This is a genomic window from uncultured Selenomonas sp. (genome assembly GCA_905372355.1).
In the GTDB taxonomy this organism is placed as follows: Bacteria; Bacillota; Negativicutes; order Selenomonadales; family Selenomonadaceae; genus Selenomonas.
In genome coordinates this window covers 151,128-164,917 of the sequence record CAJPOT010000001.1, presented here as the reverse complement: position 1 = coordinate 164,917, position 13,790 = coordinate 151,128, and the positions used below count along the sequence as shown (strand labels likewise).

At 56.0% G+C, this 13,790-nt stretch carries 12 protein-coding genes; 1 reads left to right on the top strand and 11 read right to left on the bottom strand.

Annotation, left to right across the window (positions count from 1 at the left end):
• Positions 1-301 precede the first annotated feature (301 nt).
• Positions 302-850: an NADH peroxidase gene (locus tag QZ177_RS00730; RefSeq protein ID WP_006193450.1), complete on the top strand. Its 549-nt coding sequence runs from the start codon at positions 302-304 to the stop codon at positions 848-850.
• Positions 851-1,084: 234 nt separating this feature from the next.
• Here QZ177_RS00730 and QZ177_RS00725 read toward each other — a convergent pair whose 3' ends face one another.
• From QZ177_RS00725 to QZ177_RS00675, 11 genes are all read right to left on the bottom strand, one after another.
• Positions 1,085-2,929 (bottom strand): glycosyltransferase family 2 protein, encoded by a 1,845-nt coding sequence (locus tag QZ177_RS00725; RefSeq protein ID WP_294175123.1) that lies wholly within the window; start codon positions 2,927-2,929, stop codon positions 1,085-1,087.
• Positions 2,930-3,026: 97 nt separating this feature from the next.
• Positions 3,027-4,430, bottom strand: coding sequence for a thioether cross-link-forming SCIFF peptide maturase (gene scfB, locus QZ177_RS00720; protein WP_294175122.1), 1,404 nt, complete (start codon positions 4,428-4,430; stop codon positions 3,027-3,029).
• A gap of 65 nt (positions 4,431-4,495) precedes the next feature.
• Entirely contained in the window at positions 4,496-4,645 is a 150-nt protein-coding gene (gene scfA, locus QZ177_RS00715) for a six-cysteine ranthipeptide SCIFF (RefSeq protein WP_006193459.1), read from the bottom strand.
• A 29-nt stretch (positions 4,646-4,674) separates the two neighbouring features.
• A complete protein-coding gene (locus tag QZ177_RS00710) occupies positions 4,675-5,787 on the bottom strand; it encodes an NAD-dependent epimerase/dehydratase family protein (protein WP_294175117.1) in 1,113 nt (370 codons plus the stop codon).
• Positions 5,762-6,847, bottom strand: coding sequence for a radical SAM/SPASM domain-containing protein (locus QZ177_RS00705; RefSeq protein WP_294175115.1), 1,086 nt, complete (start codon positions 6,845-6,847; stop codon positions 5,762-5,764). The genes QZ177_RS00710 and QZ177_RS00705 overlap by 26 nt, the downstream gene beginning before the upstream one ends.
• Positions 6,837-7,910, bottom strand: a complete 1,074-nt coding sequence (locus tag QZ177_RS00700; RefSeq protein ID WP_294175113.1) for an AroB-related putative sugar phosphate phospholyase (cyclizing) — start codon at positions 7,908-7,910, stop codon at positions 6,837-6,839. Before QZ177_RS00700 ends, QZ177_RS00705 begins: the two co-directional genes overlap by 11 nt.
• Positions 7,911-7,953: 43 nt before the next feature.
• On the bottom strand, positions 7,954-8,430 hold the full coding sequence (locus QZ177_RS00695; RefSeq protein WP_294175111.1) for a VOC family protein: 477 nt from the start codon (positions 8,428-8,430) through the stop codon (positions 7,954-7,956).
• Positions 8,427-10,241: a thiamine pyrophosphate-binding protein gene (locus QZ177_RS00690; RefSeq protein WP_294175109.1), complete on the bottom strand. Its 1,815-nt coding sequence runs from the start codon at positions 10,239-10,241 to the stop codon at positions 8,427-8,429. The genes QZ177_RS00695 and QZ177_RS00690 overlap by 4 nt, the downstream gene beginning before the upstream one ends.
• 12 nt (positions 10,242-10,253) lie before the next feature.
• The gene (locus tag QZ177_RS00685) at positions 10,254-11,018 is read right to left on the bottom strand and encodes a glucose 1-dehydrogenase (RefSeq protein WP_294175107.1); all 765 of its coding nucleotides are present in this window, start codon (positions 11,016-11,018) and stop codon (positions 10,254-10,256) included.
• Entirely contained in the window at positions 10,994-12,610 is a 1,617-nt protein-coding gene (locus QZ177_RS00680) for an aldolase catalytic domain-containing protein (protein WP_294175105.1), read from the bottom strand. The genes QZ177_RS00685 and QZ177_RS00680 overlap by 25 nt, the downstream gene beginning before the upstream one ends.
• Positions 12,611-12,723: 113 nt before the next feature.
• Entirely contained in the window at positions 12,724-13,743 is a 1,020-nt protein-coding gene (locus QZ177_RS00675; protein ID WP_294175102.1) for an FkbM family methyltransferase, read from the bottom strand.
• Positions 13,744-13,790 lie beyond the last annotated feature (47 nt).

The following is a 13,790-nucleotide window of genomic DNA, read 5'->3' as shown; positions in this document are numbered from 1 at the left end:
CAAGCCCGCCGTTTTTTGAAACGCTTCGCGCAAGTATAGCGATACTTCTTATCAATAATAATTATCCACTAGTATTTATTTTGAAAAAGTATAAAAACGCGAGATATATGGAGATATTTCATGATATATAGCTATATCTTTGTTATTTAGCATTTTTTCGATATTTCCTTCTTGGGACACTTCGCCTATAATAAGGGCACAGCAAGCGACAAGCACATGAGGGAAACACCCCGCACGGTGAATCGCGAGCCACTACCAAGAAAAAGAAAAACATCCACGATATTTTGGGAGGTAATGTAAAATGAAAAAGTTTGTTTGCACGGTTTGCGGTTATGTTCACGAGGGCGACCAGGCTCCGGCAGAGTGTCCGATCTGTCATGCTCCCGCTTCCAAGTTCGTCGAGCAGACGGGTGACATGCAGTATGCGGATGAGCATCATGTCGGCGCCGCCAAGGGAGCGGATGAAAAGGTCATCGAAGGCCTGCGCATGAACTTCACGGGCGAGTGTTCCGAAGTCGGCATGTACCTCGCGATGAGCCGCCAGGCAGATCGCGAAGGCTATCCCGAGATCGCCGAGGCCTTCAAGCGCTACGCTTTCGAGGAAGCTGAGCATGCAGCGAAGTTCGCGGAGCTTCTCGGCGAGGTTCTGACGAACAGCACGAAGGAGAACCTCAAGATGCGTGTCGACGCCGAGCACGGCGCCTGCGCAGGCAAGAAGGAGCTCGCCACGCTCGCGAAGCAGCTGAACCTCGACGCCATCCACGACACCGTGCACGAGATGTGCAAGGACGAGGCGCGTCACGGCCGCGGCTTCAAGGGTCTCTTCGACCGCTACTTCGGCAATAAGTAATGACTTTCTCTCGGGGCGGGGATCTTGAACCGCCCCGAGAACTTCCCCATAAAGAAATCACGGCTAACGATGAGTCCGTCCCATCGACGCTCTCGATTCATCCGTGCTTTCTAAAACCTTCTCAAACCCCATAACCACTATCCAGAGGGGATTTCCCCAATCCCCGACCACTCCCAAAAAGCGACCCTTTCCCCAAGGGTCGCTTTTTCTATGGGTTGTTTCATGGCTGCTGCATCAACTTCGTTCCAAGCAGCATACCTGCTGCGCCAGTTCTGACCGAAGTCTGCTGCACGCTTCATAAAGTCCAGAACTTACGCCAGACCGGACGGCGAGGATTCCATCGCGGTTGCCATCTATGGCAAGCGTAACGGCAACTTTCAGTTCTTCTGAAGAAATCCCCCGTTTTCTCGTTTGAATCTCCTGCTCAAGCAACAATAGCCATTCCATGTGGCAAAGGAGTTTTTCCTCTGAACTGAGCCTTTGCCGAACCTGAACGAGCGCTTTCTTAAAGAAGCCGACGCGGCTTGTTTTCTCAAAGATTGAGAGCCATAGAGAAAGCCTTTGCAGACTCATATCTTGCAGTTCTCTTAGAAGATAATTGCAAGATTCCATCGTCTCACGTCGAAAGAGCGCTTCGGACATGCCGCCTTTAGGAAATTTCCCCTGTTTGAGAATTGTCTTTCGCAGGTCGTCACTTTCAAAAACATAAAACGGCAGTCCATACGTGGCAAAGTCCAGATAAACGGGCGGTCCAGGAGCATCTCCCTCCGATACTTCAGCATCCGCCATCACAAAAGAAATATCATCGTTCAGTGCAAGCGAGGTCACCATCTGCTGCAAGCAGGCGCTATTGTGGGAAACGTCCGGCAGGAAATACTGCACATAGGTGCCGCGGACATGCTGCGGCAAATGCTGAACCTCAGCCTCTGTCAGAATAATAGGATGCGATATCCCCTCCTCTTCGGCAAGAATGCGGAGGCGCTCCTTTTCCACGGGAGAAAAGCACAGGAGGATGCATTCATAAAAAGGATATTTTTGCAAAGCAAGATCGCGAAGGGAAAGGCGAAGCGCCTGTATGTCGGCATAAAAAGGAATAAGCACACTGACCACGGGCGGTTCTACACACTTTCGACCATCTCTTTCCACCATACGGAGAACGGCTTCCTTCTGCGCATTGGCCTCTGCGATTCCTTCCGCCGTCAGCATGATGTTGCGCAGCAGCTTATGCTCGGGAACTTCCTCCCGTGTGAAACGAAGCGGGACACGTCCTCGAAAAGCGTCCTGCCGACTCGGTAAGGGATCGCTTGCCGTTGACATTTCGAACCGTTCATGCGCGAGGTATGCTTGAAAAATAAGACGCCAATGGATTGCCATAACAGTTCCGCCGGAAAACTTTGCTACATTCGTGAGCCAGCCAACAATGTTTTTGGATAGGATCTGCTCTATGCTGCGTTCTGGGAAATGTGCAAGGTATAGTCCTGCTACTTCGCGCATCGGACAAGATACTGACCTGCCGTTTTCACGAATCGCCACGAAATGATTTCCCTGCGCAATGGACATCCTTCCCTCCAGCCAAAGGGGAATATCCTCGTCTTTGCGAGTCAACAAAACCTTGCTTTCCATTCTGGGACTCCGTTCTCGCACATGGTCGCGTGCGAGAAGGAACATGTCCCGATCTTCCTCGGGGCGCGTAAGGAAATGATCAATCCATGCCAAGTGATAATAAACTCCAAGCTCCAAATTTTGCAGAATGCGGCGACTCTGAAAGACATCCTCGGTATCAGCCAGTAAAAACTCATCCGCATCCAGCGGGCATACGACATCCGCGGAAAACTCGCGGAACGCACGAACCACAAGCTCCGTCGTATATTCCCACTGCCTATACGCCATATCCTCCGCCTCTGTAAGGATAAGAGGCAGACCCTCATCGCGCAGTGCGCACAAGATTTCCTTTGTACGATCCGTACTTCTATGATCGAGCACGATCACAGCATCTGCAATCGCACAATGCCAACGCACGAAACTCTCAATGATGTCCTCTTCATTGCGCACCATGGACACAACGACAATTCGATTCAAAGTTATCTCACCTCCATTTTCATGTACGAGGACACAAACACGTGCAGCGCGGGCGCTTGTGCAGGCAGATTCCCCTTCATCTGTCAGTGAAATCATCCTACAGAGCAGCCGCCTGCACCTGCTCTTCCTTCTCCAGTGCCAGCAGCGCCTGCACGTAGAGCGCACATTCGAGGCGTTTTTTCTGGATCTCGCAGCCGACCTCGTAAGGCTTTCTTATATCGCCGTGGAATAGGTCGGCGTTGGCATGACAGCCGCCGCTGCAGAAGAAGCGTGCCCAGCAGTCGGCGCACTTCTCCTTGTTGAGGACGTGCGACTCGCGAAAGTACGGCGGCAGTTCTTCGTCCGTCACTCCTTCGTAGATGCTGCCGAGCTTGTAGCGCTTTCTGCCGACGAATTGATGACACGGGTAGAGGTCGCCGTTTTCCGCGACGGCGAAGTATTCGTGACCCGCGCCGCAGCCCGAGAGGCGCTTGGCGACGCAAGGGCCGTTCGACAAGTCCATGTTGAAGTGGAAGAAGAAGAATCCCCTGCCCGCGCGATGCCGCTCCATGTAGGCGGCGGCGAGGCGGTCGTACTCCTCGCGGATGCGCGGCAAATCTTCTTCCATGAGAGCGAGCGGGCTGTCCTTCAAGACGACAGGCTCTACCGAGAGAATATTGAATCCCGCATCGTGCATCGAGAGCACGTCCTCAGTGAAGTCGAGATTGCGCTTCGTGTAGGTACCGCGAAGATAGGTATAGACGCCGCGATAGTCCCAGTCGCCGCCTGCGCGGCTCGCAAGACACCTTCGGAAGTTCTCCACGATGCGGTCATAAGTGCCGTGTCCGCCGACGTCGGGACGCATGGCGTCGTTCGTCTCCCTGCGCCCGTCGAGCGACAACACGAGCGAGAAATCATTCTCATTGAGCCACGCGATGTTCGCATCGTTCAGCAGCATGCCGTTCGTCGTCAGCGTGAGCTTGAAGATCTTGCCCGTCTCCTTCTCGCACTTTCTTATATGCTCCGTCACCTTCTTGATCGTCTTCATGTTGAGGAGCGGCTCGCCGCCGAAGAAGTCAATCTCGCAATGCTTGCGCGGCCCTGAACCCTCGATGAGAAAATCGACGGCACGACATCCGACCTCGGGCGTCATGACGGCACGCTCCATGCCGTAGTTACCGCCGTCGCCGAAGCAGTATTTGCAGCGCAGGTTGCAGTCCTGCGCGACCATCAGGCACAGCGACTTCACGAGTCCCTTCTGAGAAAACGTCGGCGGCACGTCGATATCGGGCGCGAAAAGCTCACCGAGCGCCATGAGTTCGTGCAGCTCTTCGAGCGCTTCGGAAAGTTCCGCCCTCGGGTACTTCGCACCGAGCGCATCGACGACCGCCCGATCGTTCGCACCGTCGAAGACGTCCATGATGTCGTAGATCATCTCATCGACGACATGGACGGCGCCGCTGTTGACATCAAGCAGGATGAAGCTGTCCGCCTGCTTGAACTTGTGTATTCTCTCTTTCATAATTCCTCCAGATATATGGCGAAGCGTGAAGAAAAGACCTCTTCCTTACGGAAGAGGTCTTTTTTTCACGCTTGCTTCCTGCTCTCACAGACCTGATTGCCCACCGTGCAGGACGTCTTGCATGCCGACTGGCACGACGCCTGGCATTCGCCGCAGCCGCCCGTCTTCAGCGTCTTCTGCATCGTCGGCTTGTTGACCGTCTTGATGTGTTTCATCGTATGACCCCCTTCTTGCCGTCTTTCTCTTATTCTACCCTTTTTCCGCTCGCTTGGCAAGATGTTTGCACATCGCGCAGGTATCGCCAGACGCGTGCGAATCCCGCCGCCGCGTCAAAGCGGCATTGCCAGCCGAGTTCTCGAAGTTTGTCGGCACTGGGACGGTTCGCCTTGTTAAAATTGTTTTCCAGATACGCCGCGCCCTTCGGCCGCTCCTTCAAGATGACCTTCAAGCCCAGTTCGGGGCGCAATTTCACGAGGATTTCCGCAAGCTCGCGGATGCTCAAGAACGCCCTGTCGTTCGACACATTGTACGCCTCACCCGCCGCGCCCTCGAAGAGGATGAGAAAGAACGCCGAAACAGCATCGGCGATGTAGCAGAAGGGGCGGCAGGCGCTGCCGTCGCTGTGCATGACGATGTCCGTGCCCGCCGCAACGCACTTCATGAAGGAGGAGAAGACGCGCGGATCGCTCTTGATGTCCATCGTCGGCGCGTAGGTGTGCGCGATGCGTGCGATCTTCGCATTCACGCCATACTCGACGGAGAAGAGCCGGCACCACGTCTCGCCCATGCGCTTGCTGCCGCCGTAGCAGCTCAAAAGATCGAGCGGATCTGCCGCACCGACATCCGCCTCGTGAATCTCACCCGCGCCCTCTTGCATCTTGCCGTAGACGTCGCCGCTGCTGAAAAAGAGGAAGGACTGCGTCCCCTTCTCCCTTGCCAAGCGCAGCAGATGGTATGTGCCGAGCACGTTCGGCTCGGCAACCTCGACGGGCATCGTCTTGTAGTACGCAGGATTCGCGAGGCTTGCAGCGTGGATGATGAAGTCGACCGCCCCTTCGATCTGCCACGGTTCTCTGAGATCTTGCTGCACGAACGAGATATATGGCGCATCCGCGTATTCGCCGAAGCGTGCGCGCGCTTTTTCCTCGCTTCGCACATGGAAGAGCAGCCGCATCCCCATCGCGTGTTCCTCGTTCAGATAGACGAGGAAGAACGCGACGTAGGACGCAAGCATTCCCGTCGCACCCGTGAGCAGTACGGTCTTGCCCCTGAGCTTTTGCCAATCCAGTCCACGCGCGTAGATGTCCTGCATGTCCTCTTTGAGCACCGGGCTATTTAGAAACGTTCTTCTTTCCATCGCCTTCCCTCCAATAATGGAGCTTCTCCACAGGGAAATCGTCGAGATTGTCCTCGCTCGTATCCTTCAGCGGAATTTCGCACGTTGCGCAGAGCGCATGGTGCGCCCCCTTCGTCTTCAGCTGCATACAGCGAAAATCGTAGAGCTTCTTCGAGTTCCAGATCTCTTCCAGCGTATTGTCACAGATGCTGCCGACCAAGGTGTCGCGCGACCAGTCCGTACAGCAGACGACGACGTCACCGTTGCTGCGCACCGTCATGTGCGTGAATGGATAGCGGCAGACCTTGCGCTCCTTGTAAAGCGCCTGCTCCAAGTACGCCGCCTGCGCTTCCTCGCCCTTTTCCTCGCTGCCGTAGAGTCGGTCGAGGGCATTTTCCTCAAGCTTCGGCAAAATCCACGGTGTGTCAATCAGCTGCTCGTCGGACACATCCTCGTACATGCGATAAAACTCGTCGTTTTCCTCGCCGTGCGTGTCCATGATCTTCGCACAGATGAAGGGCTTCTTCGCTCCCTTCTCGTCGCGGTACTTCTTCAAGTAGGCGATGTTCTCGCGAATCTCGTGCGGCGTGACGCGCGACTGCGTGATGCGCGCCTGCCCATCCGTGCGCACGGAGTAGATGGAAGCGCGCAGGTAGTCGAGTCCGAGATCGACGAGTTCCTCCGCCACTTCCTTCGTCAGAAGAGACGCATTCGTCGTGATCTCCATCTCGTGACAGACATCGGCTTCCTTGATCTTCTTCACCATGCGGCAGACACCCTTGTGAAGAAGCGGCTCACCCGTCGAGTAGAGCTTGATGAGCTTGATCTTCTTCCCTTGATGGCGGCAGAAGTCCTTCATATCCTGCAGGAGCTTGTCAAAAAGCTCATCTGTCATATTGCCGAAGGGACCGCCGTGCTTCGTATATTCCTGTGTGCTCTGCCAACACATCAGGCACTTGAAGTTGCAGATGTTCGTCGGCTCGATGCACACGCACAGAGGTACCGCGAGCGGCACGACCTCGCGCAGTGTCAGGCGATTCTTCTGATACGCCTCGGAAAAAGGCACAACTTCATTTTCCACGATGATTCCTCCAATATTGCAGCAGACACGCAAGCGCCTGCCGGATTTCTTCTTCCTCAACATCGCGATAGACACTAAGCTCATGCGCTTTGTTCAAAAGCACTGCCGTGATTCTCTCGCTCGTCTGCTTCTTATCCTTGTGAATGGCGGCGATGATGTCTGCAGGCGCGAACCACTCCTCGCGCCAGGGAATGTGCGCGAGGATCTTCATACAGAGCGCCGCGATGCGCGCCGCATACGCTTCTTCGATGAAGCCGCGCTTGACCGATACCGCATTCGCCGTAATCATACCGAGCGCAACGGCAGATCCGTGCGGAATCTCATAGGAGCTGACACTCTCGAAGGCGTGTCCGAAGGTGTGCGCGTAATTGAGCAGAACCCTCTTGCCGCGATCAAACTCGTCCTCCTCGATGAAGCCGCGCTTGAAGTCGAGCGACGTCCTCACATACTGCAGCAGCTTCTCGTAATCGTGCGCCAGAATCGCCTCCATATCACGCTCCATGCCGTCGATGCCCGCCGCGCCCGCGATGACGTTGAACTTCACGACCTCGCCCAAGCCGCTGCAGTAGTCCCGCGGGCTGAGACTCCGGAAAAACTCGGGATAGATGAAGATCTCGTCGGGCGGATAGAAGGAGCCGAGAAGGTTCTTGAAGCCCTTGTAGTTCAGTGACGACTTGCCGCCGATGCAGCTGTCGCAGGCAGCGAGGAGCGTCGTCGGGAAGAACGTCCAGCGAATGCCGCGATAGAGCGCCGTGGCGACAAAACCCGTGACGTCCTGCGTGATGCCGCCGCCCAAGGACACGAGATGCGAATTGCGCTTAGCGCTCATCTCCGTCATGCGCTCACAGATTGCGAGCATTGCCGCCATATCCTTCTTCTCCTCGACAGCTTCAAGCAGGAAGAATCGCTCCTTCGGCAAATCTGGCAGGCGGTCTTTATAAATCTCGTAAACCGTACGGTCGAGCACAAAAAACGTGTCCTTCGCCGCCGCCAAATCCTGCAGCAGGGACAAATCCCTGCAAAAATCCACGCGGTATTCCTTGAACGCCGACTTGATCTTCATGCCGCCTTCTCCTTTCCCATGTCTCGCTGCAGACGAATCCCCCTCATCTGCTGGGACTCAAGCCTTCCTCCTGCGCATCTCGCCGCGCGATCAGCTCCAGCCAATTCCCCTCGGGATCGCGGCAGAAGCAGCAAAGGTTACCGTTTCCCATATCGTGCACGCGCGTCGCGCATGCGCCGCCATGCGCGGCAATCGCCATGCGAGTCGCTTCCATATCGCGCACGCCGAAGGCGATGTGCAGCCCCGCCTCGATCGGCAAGTTCGTCTTCTTTTCCCGCCCTTCGGGGACGATGACTTCCAGAAGCTCCAGCATATCGCCGACGCCGCTCGCCTTTCCCTGCTCCGTGATGAGCTTCGTGATCCGAACCTTCGCACCCGCCGCCTGGAAGAGGTCGGCAAGCAGCGCGTCCCCCTGCTCGACGTTTTCGCATATCGCGTGCATGTAGAAGACCTCGCGGTAAAACGACGCCATGCGCGCCAAGTCCCTGACGTAGATGCCTGTATGGCGCAGGTTGATCATGCTTTTCCTCCGTCCGGCTCGATGAGCGGGATGTACATATTGCGTGCCAGCTCCTCGCGCGGCAAAAACGGCGCGAGATCTTCCAGCGGGGGACTCGTGAGCCGCCCGTCGGGCAGCCGCTTCGTCGCGGACTTCGGCTCGAACTTCTGCTCTTCCGTCACGAATACTTCCGTGAGCACATAGCCCGGTTCTCTGAGCGCCTGCGCGATCTTTTCGTGCAGCTCCGCGTTGGAAGAAATCTTGATGTAGGGCATCTCGAACGCCTGCGCGATTCGCTCAAACGACGGAAAGCCGAGATCGCCGCTCTCGGGGCCGACGCCGACGAGCGCATTGCCGAAGACGTTCTTCTGCGTCTGACGAATCTGATGATAGCCGTTGTTGTTGATGACGAAGAGTTTGACAGGCAGCCGGTTCGTGACGACGGTCTGCAATTCCTGCAGGTTCATCATGATGCTGCCGTCGCCCTCAAGGCAGACGACGCTCTCGCCGCTCGCGACGGCTGCGCCGACGGCAGCGGGCAGGCCGTAGCCCATCGACGAGATGCCGCAGTTCATGAGGAAGCGGCTGCCCTCCTTGATGAAGTACGACTGGCTGCCGACGACGCTCGCAGATCCGTTGGTGACGACCGTGATGCTGCCCTCGGGCAGCGCGCGACTCAAAGCATCCATGAAAGCATAGACGTTCGTCTTGCCCGCCGCTTCCTTCTGCTCGGGCCGCACGACGGGGTACTCGCTCTTCCACCTGCGGCACTGCGCGAGCCATGCCCCGTTTTCCTTCGGCTCGTCCTCCTTCGCCGCTGAGAGAAGTGCACGCATGAAGTCCGCCGCATCGGCACACACGGGATAGTCGACGCGGATCGTCGGCTTTTGGAGCTCTGCGGGGTCGATGTCGTTGACGATCGTATATGCCGCACGCGCCCAAAGACGCACGTCGTAGCCGACCTGGTAGATGCTCAAGCGGCTGCCGATCGAGAGCAGAAGGTCGCTGTTCTGCACAGCGAAGTTGCCCGCGCGGTCGCCCATCGTACCGCCCCTGCCGCAGTAGTACGGATGCTCGGTCGCGATGAGGTCGATGCTATCCCAGCATGTGACGACAGGCATTGACAGGCGCTGCGCCAGTTCCTCGACGAGCGGCGCCGCACCCGCGAGGCGGATGCCGTTGCCCGCGTAGAGCACGGGACGTTCGGCGCTTCTAAGCTTTTCCAGCACATGATGCGCGGCCTTCTCGACGTCTGCATATTCCTCCTGCGCATGAGTCTTGAATCCCGGCAGATCGTCGTCAATGAAGCTCCCCTGTATGTCGAGCGGCAAATCGAGCCAAGAAGGGCCGGGACGGCCGCTCTTCGCCAAGTGATACGCTTTTCCGAGCGCGAAGGGAATCTTCTGCGGCTCGGTGATCATCTCCGCGTACTTCGTCATATTATCAAGTGCTGACACGATGTCGAACTCCTGTCCGCCTAGCGTGCGAAGCGGCAGACCGCTCGCCCGCACCGTCAGAGAGGATTTCATCTGCCCCGAGAGCACGAGCAGCGGAATCGAATCCTGATAAGCGCCCGCAACGCCGTTCAGGGCATTGATCGCACCCGGCCCGCTCGTCACACAGAGCGCCGCCATGCGCCCATGGACACGCGCATAGGCTTCCGCCGCCATTGCCGCCGCCTGCTCATGATGGCAGTATATCGACGTAATCTTCTCGTGGTGCCCGAGAGAATCGTTGAGGTGCATAGCGCCGCCGCCAACGACGGTGAATACGTGCGTGATGCCTTTTTTGACAAGAAAATCCGCGATATAGTCTGATACTTTGACCTTCATGAAGCACCTCCGCTACTTCAGCGACGCACCGCCGTCCACGGGCAGCACCGCGCCTGTGATGTAAGAAGCCTCATCCGAGACGAGGAAGAGCGCCGCACGCGCCACTTCGAGAGCGTCGGCGACGCGCCCCATCGGTATGCCCGAAAAGCGCGAGAAGTCGCGATTCGTATAGATCGGCGTGTCCGTGATGCCGGGAGCGAGACAGTTCACGCGCACGTCAGGCGCGAAGTTCAGCGCACAGAGCTTCGTGAACTGGATCAGCGCCGCCTTCGACGAAGCGTAGAGGTACGTCTTGCTGCCCGCGATATGGTAGGGAAGGCCGCCAATCGAAGCCGTGTTCAGGATCGCACCCTTTGCCCTTTGCAGGAGCGGCAAAAATGCTGCCGTCATATCCATCGCCGCCTTCGTATTCGTGCGAAAGACACGCTCCCACGCCACATCGTCGATCTCGTCGATCGCCCGCGTCACGAAGATGCCCGCATTGTTGAAGAGGATGTCGAGCCGTCCGAACTCTTCCTGCACAACAGCAAGAAGCCGCGCCACATCGTCGGCGTCCGTCACGTCTGCACGGACGAAGCGTACGCGCCCCGCATGTTTCTTCTCAATCTCAGCGGCAAGCGTCTCGCCGCGCTCCGCATCTCTTCCCACGGCGACGACGTGCGCTCCCTCAGAGGCAAAGAGCCGCGCCGACGCATGGCCGATGCCCGAGGTCGCGCCCGTGATGAGCGCGGTCTTTCCCGCGAGCCGCCCCATCACTCGCCGTCCTTTCCCTGCCATTCGTAGCGCGTCTTCGTGAGGAATTCCAGCTCAATCTTGTCGCTGATGCTGCGCAGGAAGCCGCCGATGTACTTGTTCAGATATTCGGCGCGGCTGCCGTCGACGCGGTACTCCTTGTTCTCGTCGAAGTAATTGCGGCTGCGCTTCGAGTAGCCGTCGAATCCTGCGAGCGTCACCGCAGGAACGCCCATGCGAAGAACCGCCTTCAAGATCATGACGAGAGCATTATCGATGATTTCAGCATCCCTGTCAATGAGCGAACCGTAGTTGAGCACATAGGGGAAAGATCCCTCCGACTTCGTCATGTTCGATGTCGCGACGATCGGCTTCGCTCGATTGACGTTGTGCTGCAGATCGCTAAAAAGCTGCATGTAGCGCTTCGATTTCGCCATGAAGATGGCATCGACCTCGATGGTCGGCGGCGCGTAGTTCACGGCGATGACGCGCGGCTTTTTCTCCTCGATAAACCGCTTCACCTTCACACGTTCCTTCATCATGCTGCGCGCAGGACCAAGGAGCAACAGCGGACGCCGCCCTAGCTTCTCTTTCAGGATGCGAAGAGTCTCCTGATCGTCGCACTCAATGCTCTGATACTCGCGATAGAGCCTTTCGATGTACGCCTCGTCGTAGAGCAGGCTCTTCGCTGGCTCAAGGGTTTTCAAAATGTCGCGGATCTGCTTGACCGACAGCGTGCGCTTGTTCATGAGACGACTCACATAGTTCGGATGACAGTGCATCGAGGACGCGATGTAGTAGAAGAGATTGTAGCCCCAATACTGCCTCTGATAGATCTCCATGATGACGTTGTCGATGGCTTCAAGCGCCTGCGTCACATGGTAGCCTGCCCCCTGCTTGTCGTTGCGGAACATCAGCAGAAGTTCCAGCGGCGCATTGCCCGCGCTCTTTCCCATGCCATAGAGCGTTCCGTCCGCCAAGAGACCGCGCTTCGAATCGAGCGAGAGAAAGTGTTTCGCATTCGCATAGCCGAGTTGGAAATTGTTGTGCGCGTGGTAACCGACACGAATCTGCGGGTCGAGATTCGCGTCCAGAATGCCGTATATATGGCACAAATGCTCCTCGTCGAGCAGTCCGTAGGTGTCGACCATCGACGTCGCATAGGGCATGACCTCGTTGACAAGCTTCGCATACTCGGCGAGCTTCTCATCCGTATACGTCGTGACGGAAACCATCTGTGCAAAGACCTTGTAGCCGAGCTTCTTGACCTCAGCGCAGAACTTCAAGGCAGCTTCCATCTTAGATTCCTTGAAGATCACGCGGATGCCGTCGAGGAACGTCTCTTCGCATGGCTCCAAACGCTCAATACTGCAGGCGCCGTAGTCGATCATGCCGAGAACGAGCGAGTTCCCCTTGGAAACTCCTTCGAACATGCGGCTGACGGAAGCCGTGTCGGGCAAGACCGTACGCCCGCGGTCGAAGCTGCTCTTTTCATCGAGGAAGCCCACCTCAATGAACTCCACGCCCGAACTTACGAGACGCTCAAAGATTTCTACAATCTGATCGTAGCCAAACTCCCAATTGTTTACATAGCCGCCGTCACGCAGCGTACAATCCAGCAGCAGCCGCTCTCCCAAAACAATCCCTCCCATCCTTTCAGTGAAGCAGAGTCCTCAAATCAACGTATCTTTCATCGCGACATATATTCGCATACTCCAAGACGCCGTGCCTCTGTAAATATCACCTGCCCTCATCTAGGCACAGCATGGCATATGGAATGCATTCCTCCGCGAAGATAAAATTCATAGTCATCACGGATTTCCTTTATGGCTTCAGGGATTTCTATATAATCATCCCATTTATGATAGGTACAAATCGCCATGTACGGATGATATTTTTCAATAAGGCGTGCCGCTCCCCGAAGCGCCGGAATCTCAAAGCCTTCGATATCCATCTTGATATAAAGACTCCCCGTCACTTCTCCTACACAATCATCAAGAGTGCGAATGGCGATCTCTATCGTCCCGTTCGGGTCGATGAAGCTCATCGTCTTATTCTGCGTGAACCGTACACTTCCCGACTGATCAGAAACCCCGCAACAGAAAGTCTCCGACAGCTCGCACAATCCCATGCTTCTCAGATTTTGCTGCAGGGAGCTGTACGTTTGAGGATTCGGCTCAAAAGCATATACTTTTTTCAAACGCTTGCCAAAATTCCGTTGAAAATCAGCAATCGTATCGCCGTCATAAGCACCGCAATCCACAAAAGTCACATCGTCTTCCCGGGAGATCAGAGCATCATCCACAAAATAACGCTCGTACGGAAGGTAATCCCATACATCCTGCAAACGAATCGGCGCAAACTCCTCAACCCTCTGCCGAACAAGTTCCTCGATATAGGCCAAATTACAGGAATCCCTTTTGTCATAAATCTGCAGCAGCCGCTCTCGATTCGCCTCGCCCCAACATCTCGGCTCGTGCTCTGCATCAACAAAAAACGGCGTCCGCCAATACGGATAGACAAGGATCTCATTCATCCAGCCTTGCTGACGGATATATTGAGCAATCCGTTCGATATCAAAACTCGTGATGACAATTTTCGCCCGCGGATGCTTTGCGATAAAAGAAGGGGCATACATCTTCTTGTCTGAATCCCATTTTGCCGGATTTCGATCAATGCAGCCAAGATACTCTCCACCGGAACGAGAAATAAAATCTCTGACGTGCTGGTTTCTCTCCGGCACGTCGGCATAGATCACGTACTCCACCATAAGCTTCACCTCAAGTTATCAAAGATGCGCCTGAACCATGCAAAAAT